14 protein-coding genes and 4 tRNA genes are annotated in these 18,493 nt (G+C 30.2%); 4 read left to right on the forward strand and 14 right to left on the reverse strand.

Going from position 1 to position 18,493, the window contains the following annotated elements:
- Window positions 1–31: 31 nt before the first annotated feature.
- The 14 genes from tuf to ACN5J4_RS04285 all read right to left on the reverse strand — a co-directional run bounded on the left by tuf (window position 32) and on the right by ACN5J4_RS04285 (window position 9,321).
- Window positions 32–1,219 carry an elongation factor Tu gene (gene tuf / locus ACN5J4_RS04220; RefSeq protein ID WP_418650910.1) on the reverse strand — a complete coding sequence of 396 codons (1,188 nt, stop codon included), beginning with the start codon at window positions 1,217–1,219 and terminating at the stop codon, window positions 32–34.
- A 75-nt stretch (window positions 1,220–1,294) separates the two neighbouring features.
- A tRNA-Thr gene (locus ACN5J4_RS04225) sits at window positions 1,295–1,367 on the reverse strand.
- A 13-nt stretch (window positions 1,368–1,380) separates the two neighbouring features.
- Window positions 1,381–1,453, reverse strand: a tRNA-Gly gene (locus ACN5J4_RS04230).
- A gap of 47 nt (window positions 1,454–1,500) precedes the next feature.
- Window positions 1,501–1,583, reverse strand: a tRNA-Tyr gene (locus ACN5J4_RS04235).
- 38 nt (window positions 1,584–1,621) lie between these two features.
- A tRNA-Thr gene (locus ACN5J4_RS04240) sits at window positions 1,622–1,695 on the reverse strand.
- A 91-nt stretch (window positions 1,696–1,786) separates the two neighbouring features.
- Window positions 1,787–2,104 (reverse strand): ribosome hibernation-promoting factor, HPF/YfiA family, encoded by a 318-nt coding sequence (gene hpf / locus ACN5J4_RS04245; RefSeq protein WP_418650911.1) that lies wholly within the window; start codon window positions 2,102–2,104, stop codon window positions 1,787–1,789.
- 13 nt (window positions 2,105–2,117) lie between these two features.
- Window positions 2,118–3,005, reverse strand: a complete 888-nt coding sequence (locus ACN5J4_RS04250; protein WP_418650912.1) for a tyrosine-type recombinase/integrase — start codon at window positions 3,003–3,005, stop codon at window positions 2,118–2,120.
- A gap of 85 nt (window positions 3,006–3,090) precedes the next feature.
- Window positions 3,091–3,288 carry a 30S ribosomal protein S21 gene (rpsU, locus tag ACN5J4_RS04255; RefSeq protein ID WP_028888499.1) on the reverse strand — a complete coding sequence of 66 codons (198 nt, stop codon included), beginning with the start codon at window positions 3,286–3,288 and terminating at the stop codon, window positions 3,091–3,093.
- Window positions 3,289–3,431: 143 nt separating this feature from the next.
- Window positions 3,432–4,598, reverse strand: coding sequence for an acyl-CoA dehydrogenase family protein (locus ACN5J4_RS04260; protein WP_418650913.1), 1,167 nt, complete (start codon window positions 4,596–4,598; stop codon window positions 3,432–3,434).
- 24 nt (window positions 4,599–4,622) lie between these two features.
- On the reverse strand, window positions 4,623–5,516 hold the full coding sequence (locus ACN5J4_RS04265) for a ComEA family DNA-binding protein (protein ID WP_418650914.1): 894 nt from the start codon (window positions 5,514–5,516) through the stop codon (window positions 4,623–4,625).
- Window positions 5,517–5,526: 10 nt separating this feature from the next.
- Entirely contained in the window at window positions 5,527–7,107 is a 1,581-nt protein-coding gene (locus ACN5J4_RS04270) for an alanine/glycine:cation symporter family protein (RefSeq protein ID WP_418650915.1), read from the reverse strand.
- Window positions 7,108–7,193: 86 nt separating this feature from the next.
- Entirely contained in the window at window positions 7,194–8,093 is a 900-nt protein-coding gene (locus ACN5J4_RS04275; RefSeq protein WP_418650916.1) for an SDR family oxidoreductase, read from the reverse strand.
- Window positions 8,093–9,085, reverse strand: a complete 993-nt coding sequence (locus ACN5J4_RS04280; protein WP_418650917.1) for a potassium channel family protein — start codon at window positions 9,083–9,085, stop codon at window positions 8,093–8,095. Before ACN5J4_RS04280 ends, ACN5J4_RS04275 begins: the two co-directional genes overlap by 1 nt.
- 8 nt (window positions 9,086–9,093) lie before the next feature.
- Window positions 9,094–9,321: a PspC domain-containing protein gene (locus ACN5J4_RS04285; protein ID WP_418650918.1), complete on the reverse strand. Its 228-nt coding sequence runs from the start codon at window positions 9,319–9,321 to the stop codon at window positions 9,094–9,096.
- Between the two features lie 108 nt (window positions 9,322–9,429).
- On the opposite strand from ACN5J4_RS04285, the gene uvrA reads away from it, so the two are divergent.
- The 4 genes from uvrA (at window position 9,430) to ACN5J4_RS04305 (ending at window position 18,452) form a co-directional block, all read left to right on the forward strand.
- Window positions 9,430–12,252 (forward strand): excinuclease ABC subunit UvrA, encoded by a 2,823-nt coding sequence (gene uvrA, locus ACN5J4_RS04290; protein ID WP_418650919.1) that lies wholly within the window; start codon window positions 9,430–9,432, stop codon window positions 12,250–12,252.
- A 46-nt stretch (window positions 12,253–12,298) separates the two neighbouring features.
- The gene (locus ACN5J4_RS04295; RefSeq protein ID WP_418650920.1) at window positions 12,299–13,009 is read left to right on the forward strand and encodes a TIGR00730 family Rossman fold protein; all 711 of its coding nucleotides are present in this window, start codon (window positions 12,299–12,301) and stop codon (window positions 13,007–13,009) included.
- Between the two features lie 88 nt (window positions 13,010–13,097).
- Window positions 13,098–15,881, forward strand: coding sequence for an aminopeptidase (locus ACN5J4_RS04300; protein ID WP_418650921.1), 2,784 nt, complete (start codon window positions 13,098–13,100; stop codon window positions 15,879–15,881).
- Between the two features lie 117 nt (window positions 15,882–15,998).
- Window positions 15,999–18,452: an alpha-ketoacid dehydrogenase subunit alpha/beta gene (locus tag ACN5J4_RS04305; protein WP_418650922.1), complete on the forward strand. Its 2,454-nt coding sequence runs from the start codon at window positions 15,999–16,001 to the stop codon at window positions 18,450–18,452.
- Window positions 18,453–18,493: the final 41 nt, after the last annotated feature.

The following is an 18,493-nucleotide window of genomic DNA, read 5'->3' on the forward strand; positions in this document are numbered from 1 at the left end:
GACTCCTTTTTTTATAATGTAGACTAATTTATTAGTCTAAAATTTCAGTAACCTGACCTGCACCTACAGTTCTACCTCCTTCACGGATAGCAAACTGCAAACCTAAGTTTAATGCAATTGGTTGAATTAATTCAACTGTTATAGTTAAGTTATCACCAGGCATAACCATTTCTACACCATCTGGTAAGAAAATATTCCCTGTAACATCAGTTGTACGTACATAAAACTGAGGACGATAGTTATTATGGAATGGAGTATGACGTCCACCCTCTTCTTTTTTCAATACATACACCTCAGCCTTAAACTTAGCGTGTGGAGTTACAGAACCTGGCTTACAAATTACCATTCCTCTTTTTATATCTTCTTTAGCAATACCTCTTAATAAGATACCAGCATTATCTCCAGCCTCACCTCTGTCTAAGATTTGACGAAACATTTCAATACCAGTAACTGTAGAAGTTAACTTCTCAGTACCCATACCAATAATATCTACTGCTTCTCCTGAATTAATAATACCTGTTTCAATACGACCTGTAGCTACTGTACCACGACCAGTAATAGAGAATACATCTTCAATAGGCATTAAGAAAGGCTTTTCAGTTTCTCTTAAAGGCTCTTCAATCCATGCATCAACAGCAGCCATTAATTCTAAAACAGTGTTAACCCATTTCTCTTCACCATTTAAAGCTCCTAAAGCTGAACCTGAAACTACAGGACCATTATCTCCATCGTACTCATAGAAAGATAATAATTCTCTTACTTCCATTTCAACTAACTCAAGTAACTCCTCATCATCAACCATGTCAACTTTATTCAAGAAAACAACCATACGAGGAATACCTACTTGACGACCTAATAAGATGTGCTCACGTGTTTGTGGCATTGGACCATCTGTTGCAGCTACTACTAAAATAGCCCCATCCATTTGAGCAGCACCTGTAACCATGTTCTTTACATAATCGGCGTGACCTGGACAATCTACGTGTGCGTAGTGACGGTTTTTTGTTGCATATTCTACGTGAGAAGAGTTAATTGTAATACCTCTTTCTTTTTCTTCTGGTGCGTTATCGATTTGATCAAAATCTCTAGCTTCTGAGAATCCTGCATCTGCTAATACTTTTGTGATAGCTGCAGTTAAAGTTGTTTTACCGTGATCTACGTGACCAATAGTACCAACGTTTAAGTGGGGCTTCGAACGATCGTAAGTTTCTTTTGCCATGATTATTAATTTTAATTCTTAGTTAAATATATTTAGTGTTACTTTAAATTCTTTTTTAAAAAAACTCTAAAAAAGAGCCAATGACCGGATTTGAACCGGTGACCTCATCCCTACCAAGGATGCGCTCTACCAACTGAGCTACACCGGCGTGGATAATTTAGAGCGAAAGACCGGGTTCGAACCGGCGACATTCAGCTTGGAAGGCTGACGCTCTACCAACTGAGCTACTTTCGCAAATTATTAAAAATTACATTATGAATAAACAAAATATAATTTAAAAGTGGGGAGAGCAGGATTCGAACCTGCGAAGTCGTAAGACAACGGAGTTACAGTCCGTCCCAGTTGGCCGCTTTGGTATCTCCCCTTTAATTTTAAAACATTAATGAACTTTAATTTTTATTGAGCCGATGGAGGGACTCGAACCCACGACCTGCTGATTACAAATCAGCTGCTCTAGCCAGCTGAGCTACATCGGCTTTTATTGTCAATAAAAACAATCCGCTATTTCTAACGGATTGCAAATGTATAAAGTAATTTTTATATTTTAAAACTTTTTTCGATTAATTTTTATTTTTTTTCATCAACTAACAAATCTCGTTGCTTTTCTTTTGCTTTTTTCAAACTTCTTTTTAAAGAATCTACTGCTAAATTAACACCTTCTTCAAAGGTTTTAGTTTCTTTTTTAATCATTAACTCATTTCCTGGTATATTAATTTTAACTTCTGTGATTTTATTTTCTTTTTCACTTGTGTTTTGAACCTTTAGAAACACTTCTACATCAACAATTTTATCATGAAACCTCTCTAAACTTTCTATTTTCTTTTCTACGTAATCTATCAAACTTTTGTCTGCTGTAAAGTTTACTGACTGGGTGAATACTTTCATAATTTTACAATCTTTATTTTGACTCTCTAGGATGAGCCTTGTTATACACTTTTTTTATCTGCTCTAAGCTATTATGCGTATATACTTGAGTGGCGGCTAAACTTGAATGCCCTAGTAATTCCTTAACCGAATTTAATGACGCACCATTATTTAATAAATCTGTAGCAAAAGCATGCCTTAATATATGTGGACTTTTTTTTGCCTTTGTAGATACTTTACTAAAATACAAATTTATTATTCGGTACACAAGAGTTTCATAAATTTTAACCCCTTTTTTTGTTATAAAAAGCTCATCCACTCCTATTAAGTTAATTTCACTTTTTAACATCAGGTATTTATTTAAGGTGCAAATCACAGAAGGCAACAATACAACGTATCGCTCTTTATTTCTTTTTCCTAGAATTTTTATGACTTGATTCTTAAAATCTATATCTTTCTCTTTTAAATTAACCAACTCTATTCGTCTCATTCCGGTTGAATAAAGCAACTCCACAATCAATTTATCTCTTACTGATTCAAATTCGATGTCATCATTCAAAATATTAATTACTCCTTCTACTTCTTTAACATCAAAAGGGTTTTGTATTTTTTTTTGAATCTTTAACGCCTTGTGTTTCGCTAATGGATTACTTTCTATTTCTCCTATTTTTTGTAAAAAAATGTAAAAGTTTTTCAAAGAACTTATTTTTCTATTTACACTTCTATTTGAAATACTACTATTGACAAGGAATACAATCCAGGTTCTTATTTGATTATAATGAGCTTCTTTTAATTCCTCTGAATTAAACGTTGTAATATAAAAATCTTTAAATGCTGTTATATCTATACTATATGCTTTAATAGTATTTATAGAGTATTTTTTTTCAAACTCTAAATATTTTAAAAAGGAATCTATTAGCATTTATTTTATTTAAAAATTAAAGATACAAAAAAACCTGTATTGAAATTAATCAATACAGGTTTTATACTCTATTAGTAAATTATTTCTAACTTACTTCTTCTTTAGTTCTTAATCCTTGAACGTAAGACGCTTTCTTCATTTGAGCACGTTTAACAACAGACGGTTTATTGAACTGTTTTTTATCACGCAACTGTCTTAAAATTTTTACATCTCTAAACTTTCGCTTATAACGTTTTAACGCTCTATCGATATTCTCTCCCTCTTTAATTGGAATAATTAACATATATTAGCACCTCCCTTCATTGTAGTCTCTAAATTTTTGTTTTTAGGACTGCAAATGTACTGAGTCTTATTTTAATTAACTATTAAATTTTTATCTTTTTTTAATTATCTTTAATACTATTTATTTTTTGAATAGTATATTAGTTAATTTATTGGTTTGTATTCTTTTTTATCGATAATCATTTTCGCTATAATTTCTTTTAATATTTCAGAAGTACCTCCTCCAATAGGCCCTAAACGACTATCACGTAATAAACGAGCTAAAGGATACTCCTCCATATAACCATAACCTCCTAACAACTGTAAAGCATCGTATATAACTTCATCTGCCATTTTTGTTGACAACATTTTTGTCATACTCGCCTCTTTAACTACATACTCGCCAATATTTAGCCTTTTGGTTATTGAATAGTTATACTCTCTGCACATATCAACTTTTGAAGCCATTTCGGCTACTTTATGACGTAAAGCCTGAAATTGATCTAATGTTTTACCAAAAGCTTCTCTTTGACTCATATAACTTAACACATAATCTACCGCATATTCTGCTCTTGCATGTGCATTTATAGCCATAATTAAACGCTCAGATGCAAAGTGCTCCATAATATAACCGAATCCCTTTCCTTCGGTTCCTAATAAATTTTCAGCAGGCACCTCAACATTATCAAAAGCAATTTCTGCTGTGTCTGAAGCACGCCAACCTAGTTTATCTAACTTTGTTGCCGAGATTCCTAGTGTATTTCTGTCTATCACAAAAATACTCATACCTTTATGCTTTGCTTCTGGATTAGTTTTTGCTGCTACTACTAAGTAATCAGAATAAACTCCATTTGTTATAAATGTTTTAGATCCATTAATTACATAAGTATTACCTTTTTTAACAGCTGTAGTTCTCATACCTGCTACATCACTACCTCCAAAAGGTTCTGAAATACATAAACAACCAATCTTATCTCCTGCTATACTTGGCCTTAAATATTCTTTTTTAATTCTTGCATCGCCTTCAGCATTTAAATGAGTCATTGCTAAATAAGCATGAGCCCACATGTTAGCAGCAAATCCTCCTGAATTTATTTTTTGTAATTCTTCTAAAAATATTACAGTATAAAAAAGGTCTAATCCTACCCCCCCATGTTCTTCTGGCTGATTTAAACCAAAATAACCCATTTCTCCAAATTTTTTCCAAATAAAACGCTCTACAGCTCCTTCCTTTTCCCATTTATCAATATGAGGCACTACTTCTTTTTGTAAAAAGTTTTTAAAGCTTTGACGAAAAAAAATATGCTCCTCAGTAAAGTACATACTATTCATAGTTATATATCCTTTTTATTTTTTCTATTCTGCTTTCAAATATAAAACTATTCTATCATACTTATCCACAGGAAAACCATCTATGTTTTTAATTTCTGATATATTTTGAAGCTCTGCAACCTCATCTCTATATTCAAAGATATTTTTACAAAGTTCGTAATTAATATATGGATTTTTAAGCAGTTCTTTAAACGATGCTGTATTTATATTTATACGTTTAATAACCGGTTTTTTATAAATTTTAAAAACTTTTAAAACTTTATTTATAGTTTCTTTATTAACACCCCAAACCTCATACAATTGTGATTTATATGAAAAGCCCTGTAACCTGTTTCGATACTTTATAATTCGTTGAGAAATTAATTTTCCAACTCCACTTATAAGTTCTAAATCTTTTTGAGAAGCTTGATTGATATCATCTGTTGATATTTTCAAACCTTCATTTTCATTTACAAAATTAACTACTGAGCTATACCGCTGTTGCTTTAACTTATTCCTTTTAACAACCCATTCTGGAAATTTAAACTGAGAAGAAATTTCACTCAATAAACTATCTGATATTTTAGTGATTTTTTGAAACTCACATGCTGAATTTATAAATTTATGTTGCTTTCTATACTTATGTAATCTATCTATTTCTTGAACAGTCATTCCTAATTGATACCCCCTATAATCGGTTATATAATTAGGATTAAAATAATATTTTTTAGATTTTTTACTTTCTAATACTATTTTTTTTAAACTATCAATTGCACTTTCAAAAACTACTAATTCACCTGGAGCTATTTCTACTTTTTTATTTGATGAAAAATCTACAAACACATAAAAAATTTGTAATATAATTATAATCAATATCAAAAATAAAACCCCATCTCTTTGGCGTTTATGATACCAGAAATGGGATTTAAATATTTTCATTTTATATACTTTATACTTTTTTAACCTTAATAGCTTTAATATACCTATCTAGTTCTTCTTTTACTTTAGGGTACAAGAAAAATAACCCTATAACATTTGGTATTGCCATTGCAAAAATCATTGCATCTGAAAAATCTGTAACAGCTCCTAAACTTGCTGCTGAACCTACAATTACAAATAAACAAAATAAAATTTTATAAGCATAATCTGCAGCTTTAGAACGTCCAAATAAAAACATCCATCCCTGTAAACCATAATAAGACCAAGACAACATAGTAGAAAAAGCAAACAACACTACTGCTACTGTTAAAATATAAGGAAACCATGGCAATACAGATGCAAATGCTTTTGAGGTTGCCAAAACACCATCTGGTGATTTTACTCCATAGGTCATAATACTACCATCTCCATTTGAAATAATAATAACCAAAGCTGTCATAGTACAAACTACTACCGTGTCAATAAAAGGTTCTAATAAAGCTACTAACCCTTCTGATGCTGGATATTTTGTTTTAACTGCTGAATGTGCAATTGCTGCCGAACCAACTCCTGCTTCATTTGAAAATGCTGCTCTTTGAAAACCTATAATTAACACTCCTAATATTCCTCCTGAAATACCTTTTGCATTAAATGCTCCATCCCAAATTTTAACAAATGCTCCTCCTATTTGAGAAAAATTTACTATTAAAATAATAACTGCTGCAGCTACATAAATACCAACCATAAATGGCACAATTTTTTCTGTAATATTTCCTATTCTTTTAATTCCGCCAATAATTACAACCCCTACTAAAACAGACATTACAACTCCAAAAATTAAAGCAGTTGATAAATCATTCGACCCAATCATACTACCAAACTGTTGTGCTGCTTGATTTGCCTGAAACATATTACCTCCACCAAACGAACCTCCAATTACCATTACAGCAAAAAGGGCTGCTAAAAATTTACCCAATCTAGTTTTTCCTACATCAGCTAAACCTTTTCTTAAGTAATACATTGGGCCCCCGTAAATGGTTCCATCATCACCGACATCTCTATATTTTACACCTAAGGTACATTCTACAAATTTAGATGACATTCCTATTAAACCTGCAACAACCATCCAAAAGGTAGCGCCTGGACCTCCTAAAGATAAAGCTACGGCGACCCCAGCAATATTACCCAACCCAACTGTACCTGATAAAGCTGCTGTTAAGGCTTGAAAATGTGAAACTTCCCCATCAGCTCCTTCAACTCTAATTGTTTCAATAGCATCACCTCCAGGAGTTGGATCTCCTGCCATAATACCCGAAGTTACGTGATCAATATCATCATACTTTCCTCTAACAATATTTATAGAAATAGGAAACAATCTAATATTCAAAAATTTAAACAAAACTGTAAATATTAACCCTGCTGATAAAAGCATTATTATTACTAAAGGTACTTGAACTCCTCCTCCTAAATTAACAGGATAAAAAACTAAACTACCCCAAGCATCTGCCACAGGTTTAAAACCTTCGTTTATCTTTTCTGCTAAACTTTTTTCTTGTGCAAATGTTAACATCGGTGTTATTAGTAACAATAATGTAAGTAGCCTTTTATTCATAAAAATATATTAGTTTTTGTTATTTGTAGATCGCAATATCATGAAAAATTGAATTTTCAACAAGTTTTAATGAATAAATATACCTTTTATGTTAATTTTCCTTTAAAATCTTGCAAAGATTCTTTAAATGATTTTGGGTAAAAATTTAGAATTTTATTTGTTTTATTTAAATCAAAACCAGTTACACTTGGTCTTACAGCTTTTTGAGCAAGCTCTTTTGTAGAAATTGAATTAATTAAATTTTTATCTAAATGAAAAACAGCTGCTACTTGTTGTGCTATTTCATATATACTTAATAATTGATTTGAAGAAATATTAAAAATTCCTGTTACTTTTTTATCAATTGCTAATTTACACGCTACTGCTAAATCTTCAACATAGGTAGGCATTCGGTATTGATCATTTACAATACTAATTTCTTTTTTTTCTTCTAATGATTTTTTGACCCATAATACAATATTACTACGTTTCATATCAAAAATTTTCCCATAAACTAAAATAGTTCTAAGAATAGTATACTCTATTTTAGATGCCTTTAATATATTTTCTGATTTCAATTTAGATAAACCATAATAATTTAACGGGTTTGGAGTATCGGTTTCTTTATAAGGTCCGTTTTTTCCATCAAAAATAAAATCTGTTGATAAATGTATTAAGTGTATATTATTTTTAGCTGAAAAAAAAATTAAATTCTCAACAACATCAACATTTAAAATATCACATGCTGCTTTATCATCTTCACAAGCGTCAACATTTGTCATCGCTGCAGTGTTAACAATCACATCCGGACGGTTATTATTTAATGCTTCAAAAAAACTTACTTTATTAGTAATATCAATCGAAACATATTCAAAATCATTTCTATCACTTCTATTTTTACCACGAGAAAAACCAACAACATTGTATGTGTTTTTTTCAAGCAATAATAAATTTACCAAAGTTTGTCCTAACAAACCATTACTACCTGTAATAAGTACCTTTTTCATTAAAACAATTCTCTTAATTTTATAATCTGCTCTGGCCTACCTAAAACAATCAAATTTCCACCAGCCCTAAGTATTAATGATGCGTCTGGATTTATAATATAATCCTTATCAGGTGCACGGTAACCAATAACTGTGCAACCTGTTTTTTTACGTAAATCTAAATCTAAAATAGTTTTATTCAAATACACTTCTGGTAAATTATCAATTATTATTTCTTCTAAATTAGCTGTAGTATCACCTTCTATAGTTAACCTATCTACAAACTCAATTACGTCGGGTGTAACCACTAAAGAAGCCATATGTGCTCCTCCTAATTTATCAGGCATAATAACATTATCTGCACCTGCTATTTTCAACTTACTATAAGAAGTTTCTTCTGAAGCTCTACTAATTATTTTGCATTGCTTATTTAACTGACTTGCCGTTAACACTACAAATAAATTATCAGCATCAGAAGGTAAAACAGTAATTAAGTTAGCTGCGTTTAAAATTCCTGCTTTTAACAATGCTTCATCTGTAGTTGCATCTCCTTCAATATTTAATATTTCATTTTCATCTAACTCTTTTATAACATCTTCAAACTTTTCTATAACCACAAAATCTTTATTATAGCTATTTAATTTAGAAATAGCCTGTTTTCCGTTTCTTCCATATCCACAAACAATAGTATGTCCTTTTAATTTATCTATTTTTTTTTGCACTTTTTTAGTTTTTAATTGATCGAAAAACTGACCACTTATTAAAAATTCAGAAAACAGTGATACTGCATATCCAAATGTAAATAAACTTGATAGTATTAAACCTATTGTAAATATTTTTTCTCCAGTACCAAACGGATGAACCTCTCCAAAACCAATTGTGGTAATGGTAATAATAGTCATATACAAAGCATCAATAAAAGAATAATTAAACAACATTAAGTAGCCTCCTACTCCTATTGATAAAATTAATACTGAAAATAAAATTGCTTTATACAGTCGTGATTTAAACATACTATTTATCATAAATCAAAAACGGATGTTCTTTTAGTGTAAATCATATCTTTTAACCTTAACAAGAACGCCAGTGTTAAATACACACCAAAAGATAAGCCTATGGTTACAAATGATATATAAATAAAAAATAATCGCACATTGGTTGCACGCATACCTAAACGGTCAGCAAGCCTTGATGATACCGCAAAACCATGACGCTCAAAAAAATGTCGTACCAAATGAATAAATTTCATATAACCTATTTTAATTGCAAGATACCAATTTACACTGATTTGTTTATAACATCAGCTTTAAAATAAATTTGGTTTATGTAACTTTGTTTTTTTGGTAAAAATAGCACTTTGAAAGAACAAGAATACATAGAAGTATACGGAGCTAGAGCTCATAATTTAAAAAACATTGATGTTAAAATTCCTCGTGAAAAACTCGTCGTTATTACAGGGCTGAGTGGTAGTGGAAAATCATCATTAGCTTTCGACACTATTTATGCCGAAGGACAACGTAGATATATTGAAACCTTTTCGGCATATGCTCGTCAGTTTTTAGGCGGACTAGAAAGACCCGATGTTGATAAAATTGATGGTTTATCACCCGTTATTGCTATCGAACAAAAAACCACCAATAAAAGTCCACGTTCAACAGTAGGAACAATTACGGAAATTTATGATTTTTTGCGATTACTTTTTTCTCGTGCCTCGGATGCTTACTCGTATAATACCAACGAAAAAATGGTCAGTTATTCTGATGAACAAATCAGACAATTGATTTTAAAAGATTTTAACGAAAAACGTATCGCCGTTCTTGCTCCTTTAATTAGAGCTAGAAAAGGACATTATCGTGAGCTTTTTGAACAAATAGCCAAACAAGGTTTTGTTAGAGTTCGTGTTAATGGCGAAATAAAAGAGATTGTTAAAGGAATGAAACTTGACAGATACAAAACTCACGATATTGAAGTGGTTATTGATCGTTTAGTTGTAAATAAAAAATCAGAAAAACGATTAGAAGAAACTATTAAAACAGCCTTATACACAGGTAATAATATTTTAATGGTGGTTGATGTTGATAATGAAAAGCCACGTTATTTTAGTCGTGAATTGATGTGTCCAAGTACTGGAATAGCCTATCCAAACCCCGAACCAAATACTTTTTCATTTAATTCGCCAAGAGGTGCTTGTTCTAATTGTAACGGACTCGGAATTACTGATGAAATCAATATAAAAAAATTAATTCCTGATGATAGTCTTTCTATAAAAAATGGTGGAATTGTTCCTCTAGGAAATCAAAAAAGTAGTTGGATTTTTAAACAATTACAAACAATTGCCGACAGACATAATTTTAAACTTACCGATCAGATAAACAAAATTCCAGCAACTGCATTGGAAATTATTTTACATGGTGGAAATGATAAATTCGAAATAAATTCCAAAGAACTTGGTGTAACACGAAATTATGAAATTGATTTTGAAGGAATTATCGCTTTTATAGAAAATCAATATAAAAATGCAGAAAGTACTACCATAAAACGCTGGGCAAAAGACTTTATGGATGAAGTTACTTGTTCTGTCTGTGAGGGAAAAAGGTTAAAAAAAGAAGCGCTTCATTTTAAATTTACTGATAAAAACATTAGCGATTTAGCACAAATGGACGTAACCGAATTAGCTATTTGGTTTAAAGATATTGAAAGTCGTTTATCAGAAAAACAATTAATAATTGCAAGTGAAATATTAAAAGAAATACGCACAAGAATTCAGTTTTTATTAGATGTTGGTTTAGATTATTTAACATTAGATAGAACTTCAAAATCATTATCTGGAGGAGAAGCACAACGAATTCGCTTAGCTACTCAAATTGGTTCGCAATTAGTTGGTGTTTTATATATTTTAGATGAACCAAGTATTGGTTTACATCAACGTGATAACGAAAAATTGATTAAATCGCTTATAAAACTTCGTGATATCGGAAACTCTGTTTTAGTTGTAGAACACGATAAAGACATGATTGAACAAGCCGATTTTGTTTTAGATATCGGTCCTGGTGCAGGAATACACGGTGGAGAAATTGTAAGTCAAGGAGTTTTTGACGATTTAAAATTACACAACACATTAACTGCCGATTACTTAACAGGTAGAAAAAAAATAGCCATTCCAACAAAACGAAGAAAAGGAAATGGAAACTTTATTAAACTTTCTGGAGCATCAGGAAATAACTTAAAAAATGTTACTGTTAAATTTCCTTTAGGGCAAATGATTTGTGTTACAGGAGTTTCTGGAAGTGGAAAATCGACCTTAATTAATGAAACTTTATATCCTATTTTAAATGCTCATATTTATCGTGGTGTAAAAAAACCAATGCCTTATAAAAAAATTGAAGGTTTAGAACATATTGATAAAGTTATTGATATTGATCAATCGCCAATTGGTAGAACTCCTCGTTCAAATCCTGCAACATACACGGGTACTTTTGGAGAAATTAGAAGTTTGTTTGCTAAAACACCCGAAGCTGCTATTAGAGGTTATAAACCTGGGCGTTTTAGTTTTAACGTAAAAGGCGGACGTTGTGAAACCTGTCAGGGTGGCGGAGTTAGAGTTATCGAAATGAACTTTTTACCTGATGTTAACGTAACTTGTGAAACTTGTCAAGGAAAACGATTTAACAGAGAAACCTTAGAAATTCGATATAAAGGAAAATCAATTGCTGATATTTTAAATATGACTATTAATGAAGCTACCGATTTCTTTGAATTAATTCCTAAAATACATCGAAAATTAAAAACTATTAAAGATGTTGGCTTAGGCTACATAACCTTAGGTCAGCAATCAACAACACTTTCTGGTGGAGAAGCGCAACGTATTAAATTAGCTTCAGAATTATCAAAAAGAGATACCGGAAATACTTTTTATATTTTAGATGAACCTACCACCGGTTTACATTTTGAAGACATTCGTATTTTAATGAACGTGTTAAATAAATTAGCAGATAAAGGAAATACCGTGTTAATTATTGAACATAATATGGATGTTATTAAACTTGCAGACTACATTATTGATATTGGTATGGAAGGTGGTAAAAATGGTGGGGAAGTTTTAATAACTGGTTCTCCTGAAAAAGTAGCCAAACATAAAACAAGCTATACTGCTAAATTCTTAAAAAAAGAACTAGCTTAGTAAGCTTCTAAAAAAAAACAAAAGATTAATTATAAAAAAATAAGATATGAATCCGAATGATGATAGAAAAATAAAAGAAAAATTACAACCAAAAACTTGGAACGAAATAAAAACAAACGATTCTTGGGCTATTTTTAAAATAATGGCGGAATTTGTTGAAGGTTATGAAAAATTAAGTAAAATTGGTCCTTGTGTATCTATTTTTGGTTCTGCTCGCACAAAACCAGACCATCCTTACTATAAATTAGCTGAAGAAGTTGCTTATAAACTTACTCAAAATGGTTTTGGTGTTATTACTGGTGGTGGACCTGGAATTATGGAAGCTGGTAACAAAGGTGCAAACCGAGGCAAAGGTGTTTCTGTTGGTTTAAATATTGATTTACCTTTTGAGCAACACGATAATCCTTGGATTGATCAAGGTAAAAGTTTAGATTTTGATTACTTTTTTGTTCGTAAAGTAATGTTTGTAAAATACTCGCAAGGTTTTGTTGTTATGCCTGGTGGTTTTGGTACTATGGATGAATTGTTCGAAGCCATTACATTGATACAAACCAATAAAATTGGGCGTTTTCCTATTGTTTTAATTGGAACAAAATTTTGGAGTGGTTTACTCGATTGGATTAAAAACACCCTTTTAGAAGAAGGTAATATAAGTGAAAAGGATTTAAATTTATTTAGACTTGTTGATACTGCTGATGAAGCTGTTGAACATTTTAATAAATTCTACGCTAAACATCAGTTAAAACCAAATTTCTAAAAATATACATAAAGCTCGTTGAATTTTCAACGAGCTATTTAACCTCATTTTGAAATATCAATTATATATAGTTTTACATTTATTTTGTTTGTACTGTTATACATTAACAGCCCAAACAAATACTATTGATATAAATGCAGAATTAGACGATAAAAATAACCTGCTTTATATTCAACAAAAAACTGTTTTTCACAACAACTCTTCTGATAGTCTTTCTTCTATTTTTCTTCATAACTGGGCTAATAGTTTTAAAAACAACAACACTCCATTAGGCAAACGTTTTATAGATGATTATAAAAAAAACTTTTTTTTTGCTAAAGAAAAAGATAGAGGATACACAAAAATTTACAGCATTAATGTAAACTATAAACCTGTTTTATTTAACGAAAAAGAAAATCAACCAGATATAATCAAAATACCATTAAATAAAACACTTAACCCCAAAGACAGCCTTATTTTAACAGCCACTTATATTGTTAAAATTCCTAATGCAACATTTACAAAATACGGAAAAACAAAAACAGGATATCATTTACGTTTTTGGTATATAACACCATCAGTATATAAAAAGAAATGGCATTTAATGAGCAATTTAAATATTGATGATTTATATGAAAACCTTAGTAATTATGCTATAAACATCAATATTCCTAAAAAATACACACTCGTTAGTAATTTATATCAAAAAAAAACAAATAAGAAAAACTATACCAATTACTATTTAGTCGGAAAAAGAAAAAAAGATATTATTCTTCATATTGATTCTCTTAATCGATTTAAATCCTTTAAAATAAAAGATAAAGAAATAAAAACGGATGCATATCTAAAAACTATTCCTGCGGACACAACTTCTAAAATTATAAATAAACAAATTAACTTTATTGAAAATTTTTTAGGTAAACACCCACATCCTGAAATTTTTATTGACGCCACTACTATTAATAAAAACTCAACACATGAAATTTACGGAATTCCTAATTGGTTAAAACCATTTCCTAAAAGTTTTAAATGGGAAATTAATTTTTTTAAATCGCTCACTAAAAAATATATTGAAGATGTTTTACTCTTAAATCAACGAAATGATTACTGGCTTACAGATGGTTTAGAAACATTTTTACTGATAAAATATATTAAAAATTATCATCCTAATACTACTATTTTAGGAAAATACTCTAAATATTGGCCTTTAAAAACATACAACATAGCTAAATTAAAACAGCTTGATAAATTTGCTTTTGTATATCAATTTAGTGCTCGCAGATTTTACGATCAAGCATTAACAACTCCTGCTGATTCACTTTCTAACTTTAATCGAAAAATTGTTAGTAAATATAAAGCTGGACTAGGTTTATTATATCTACAAGATTTTATTGGAGGAGATACCTTAGTTAACGCTATCAAAGAATTTTATGTGAAAAATAAATTAAAACTAAGTACTACTGAAAATTTTAGTCAAATAATTCAAAAAAAAACTAACAAAGATTTAAAGTGGTTTTTTAACGACTATATAAAAACTAACAAAAAAATTGATTACAAAATAACTAAAATAGTTAACTCAAAAAACAAAGATTCATTGGAGGTTACTATTAAAAATAAAAGAACCTTTGCCTCACCAATAGCGCTGTACGGAATACAAAAAAAAGATATTAAGTTTAAAAAATGGATTACAGGAACTGACAGTACAAAAACAATCAAAATAAAAAAAGGTAATTTTGATAAACTAGCTTTAAATTATGAAAATAGTTACCCCGAATATAATTCTTTAGATAATTTTAGAAAAGTAAACAATACACTAATTAACAAACCACTTCAATTTCGTTTTTTTAAAGATATTCAAAACCCATACTATAATCAGTTATTTTATTATCCTAATTTTAAATACAATTTATACGATGGATTAATACTTGGTGTAAATTTAAATAATAATGCAGTATTACAACATAATTTTGAATATAGTATAACACCTAATTATAGCACAAAAAGCAACAATTTCACAGGCTCTTATTCTTTCTCATATAATCACTTTTTTAAAAAATCTAATATTTATAAAATTCGTTATGGTATTAACGGTAATCATTTTCATTACGCTCCAAAGCTTGAATACAATACGTTTATTCCTTTTATAAACATACAGTTTAAACGAAATAACCTTAGAGATAATGGCACAAAAACCTTATCAGGTAGGCTTATTACAATACACAAGGAAAGTAGCCAAAATAACATAAAAGAAGAAAAAAATAAATACAATATTTTAAATATCAGATATATTAACTCTAAATACAATGCTGTTGGCAATATAATGTATGCTGTTAATACTGAATTTAATTCTAAATTTTCAAAAGTTACTACAGATTTTCGATTTCGAAAGTTTTTTACAAATGATAAAAGTTATCAAATTCGTTTCTTTGGTGGATACTTTTTACATAACAAATCACAAGGAAATTATTATAGCTTTGCCTTGAATCGTGGATCAGATTATTTGTTTGAACAAAATTTGTTCGGCAGGTCAGAAAGCAAAGGTATTTTTAGCCAACAATTTATAGTAGATCAAGGAGGATTCAAATCTAATTTTAAAAAACCTTATTTCTCTAATAAGCTAATTACAGCTATAAATACAAATATTAGCATATGTAAATGGACCGAAATTTATAATGACTTTGCTATTTTAAAAAACAAAAATTCAACTCCAAAGTATTTTTATGAAAATGGGATCCGTTTAAATTTTCTTCCTAATATTTTTGAATTCTATCTTCCTATTTATACCAATGAAGGGTTTGAAATAACAAAAAAAGATTATTCTTCAAAAATAAAATTTATAATTAGTACTGATATTGATAGAGTTTATAATTTTTTTAGAAGAGGTTTACTGTAAATAATTCAATAATTTAACATTTAAAAAAGCTACTTTACATATTCCTCAATAAAAGTAGAAGTTTTTAATTATCACCTAAAAAAGCTATCTTTGTAAACAGACCAAAATTAGATGATTATGATGCAAAATGCCGAAATAGTTAATACTCAACAACTTTCTTTTCAAGACTTTAAAAATGAAGTTTTAAATGACTATCGGATTGCTCGTATCAGTAGAGAATGTAGTTTGTTAGGACGAAGAGAGGTTTTAACCGGCAAAGCTAAATTCGGAATTTTTGGTGATGGCAAAGAGGTGCCACAATTAGCCATGGCTAAGGCTTTTAAAAATGGTGATTTTAGATCTGGTTATTATCGAGACCAAACCTTTATGATGGCTATTAATGAATTAACTCCCCAGCAATTTTTTGCGGGGTTATACGCACATACTAATATTGATATTGAACCAATGTCTGCTGGCAGACAAATGGGAGGTCATTTTGCTACACATTCATTAGATGAAAATGGGCAATGGAAAAATTTAACAGCTCAAAAAAATTCCTCTGCAGATATTTCGCCAACTGCAGCACAAATGCCTCGTTTATTAGGATTAGCTCAAGCTTCTAAAATTTATAGAAATGTAAAAGTTTTAGAAAATTACACTAATTTTTCGAATAAAGGAAATGAAGTTGCTTGGGGTACTATAGGAAATGCAAGTACTTCTGAAGGGGTTTTTTTTGAAACCATAAATGCTGCGGGTGTTTTACAAGTACCAATGGTAATGAGTATTTGGGATGATGAATACGGTATTTCAGTACATGCTAAACACCAAACAACAAAAGAAAATATTTCTGAAATTTTAAAAGGGTTTCAAAGAGAAAAAAATACTAACGGATATGAAATTTTTGTTGTTAATGGCTGGGATTATGTACAATTAATAGACATTTATAACAAAGCTTCCAAAATTGCTAGAAAACAACACGTTCCGGTATTAATACATGTTAAGGAATTAACACAACCTCAAGGACACTCAACTTCTGGGTCTCATGAACGCTACAAATCTACCAAACGTTTACAATGGGAACAAGAGTATGATTGTATTTCACAAATGCGAAAATGGATTTTAGAGTTTGAATTACAAGATGAAAATGGAGGTATTTTAAAACTTATTGATTCTGAAGAAGAATTAATTGATATAGAAAAACAAGCAAAAAAAGAAGTAAGCCAAGCAAAACGTAATGCTTGGACTGCATATACTAATGAAATAAAAGCCGAAGTTACTACCGCTGCTGATTTACTAGAAAAAGTAGCTCAAAAAAGCAATAATAGCTCATTTATTACAAAATATAAAAATGAGTTAACTAGTATTACTGAACCTATTAGAAAAGATATTTTAATTGCTACTCGTAAAAGTTTACGCTACTTAAAAGATGAAAGTTTTGAAGAAAAAACAACACTCCAAAACTTTATTAAAACAGCTATTAACAACGCTGCTATTAAATTTTCATCACACTTACTAAGTGAAACAGCTTTAGCTACCAAAAAAGTTGCTTCTGAAGCACCTATATATACACCTGAAAAAAAAATGGTAGACGCTCGCATTATTATGCGTGACAATTTTGATGCTATTTTAAAAAAACATCCTGACGTAATCATTTTTGGAGAAGATGCAGGTTTTATAGGTGATGTAAATCAAGGACTAGAAGGTTTACAGGAAAAATATGGCAAACTAAGAGTTTCAGACACTGGTATTCGTGAAGCTACTATTCTAGGGCAAGGTATAGGAATGGCAATGCGTGGATTACGCCCTATTGCAGAAATTCAATACTTAGACTACTTGTTATATGCTTTACAAATTATGAGCGACGATTTAGCAACACTTCGTTACCGTACCTTTGGCAAACAAAAAGCACCTTTAATTATACGTACCCGTGGGCACCGTTTAGAAGGTATTTGGCATTCTGGATCACCAATGGGAGGAATTATAAACAACATTAGAGGAATACATGTGTTAGTTCCTCGAAACATGACAAAAGCTGCAGGTTTTTATAATACCTTATTACAAGGAGATGACCCTGCTTTAGTAATAGAATGCTTAAATGGTTATCGCTTAAAAGAAGAATTACCTACTAACTTAGGAGAATTTAAAACTCCTATAGGTGTTATTGAAACCATAAAAGAAGGAACAGATATTACTGTAATTTCTTATGGTTCTACTTTACGAATTGTACAAGAAGCCGCAAAAGAATTAATACAAGTTGGCATTGATATTGAAATTATTGATGCACAGAGTTTATTACCTTTTGATTTAAATCATGACACCGTAAAATCTATTGCTAAAACAAATCGTTTATTAGTTGTTGATGAAGATGTGCCAGGAGGAGCTTCTGCTTATTTATTACAAGAAATAATTGAAAATCAAAACGGATATAAATATTTAGATAGCAAACCGCAAACGTTAACTGCAAAAGCACACAGACCTGCTTATGGTACTGATGGCGATTATTTTTCTAAACCATCTGCTGAAGATATTTTTGAAAAAATATATGAAATTATGAATGAAGCAAACCCTACCAAGTATAAAAATTTGTATTAAATTGAAATTTAACACAAAAAAAAGACCTGACTAATTAAAAA

The organism is Tenacibaculum aestuariivivum (assembly GCF_964507685.1).
Classification (GTDB): Bacteria; Bacteroidota; Bacteroidia; order Flavobacteriales; family Flavobacteriaceae; genus Polaribacter; species Polaribacter aestuariivivum.

Excerpts from the sequence above, each read along its gene's own strand:
- tuf (WP_418650910.1), bottom strand. The coding sequence starts at position 1,219 with ATGGCAAAAGAAACTTACGATCGTTCGAAGCCCCACTTAAACGTTGGT.
- hpf (WP_418650911.1), bottom strand. The coding sequence starts at position 2,104 with ATGAAAGTATTCACCCAGTCAGTAAACTTTACAGCAGACAAAAGTTTG.
- ACN5J4_RS04250 (WP_418650912.1), bottom strand. The coding sequence starts at position 3,005 with ATGCTAATAGATTCCTTTTTAAAATATTTAGAGTTTGAAAAAAAATAC.
- rpsU (WP_028888499.1), bottom strand. The coding sequence starts at position 3,288 with ATGTTAATTATTCCAATTAAAGAGGGAGAGAATATCGATAGAGCGTTA.
- ACN5J4_RS04260 (WP_418650913.1), bottom strand. The coding sequence starts at position 4,598 with ATGAATAGTATGTACTTTACTGAGGAGCATATTTTTTTTCGTCAAAGC.
- ACN5J4_RS04265 (WP_418650914.1), bottom strand. The coding sequence starts at position 5,516 with ATGAAAATATTTAAATCCCATTTCTGGTATCATAAACGCCAAAGAGAT.
- ACN5J4_RS04270 (WP_418650915.1), bottom strand. The coding sequence starts at position 7,107 with ATGAATAAAAGGCTACTTACATTATTGTTACTAATAACACCGATGTTA.
- ACN5J4_RS04275 (WP_418650916.1), bottom strand. The coding sequence starts at position 8,093 with ATGAAAAAGGTACTTATTACAGGTAGTAATGGTTTGTTAGGACAAACT.
- ACN5J4_RS04280 (WP_418650917.1), bottom strand. The coding sequence starts at position 9,085 with ATGTTTAAATCACGACTGTATAAAGCAATTTTATTTTCAGTATTAATT.
- ACN5J4_RS04285 (WP_418650918.1), bottom strand. The coding sequence starts at position 9,321 with ATGAAATTTATTCATTTGGTACGACATTTTTTTGAGCGTCATGGTTTT.
- ACN5J4_RS04295 (WP_418650920.1), top strand. The coding sequence starts at position 12,299 with ATGAATCCGAATGATGATAGAAAAATAAAAGAAAAATTACAACCAAAA.
- ACN5J4_RS04305 (WP_418650922.1), top strand. The coding sequence starts at position 15,999 with ATGATGCAAAATGCCGAAATAGTTAATACTCAACAACTTTCTTTTCAA.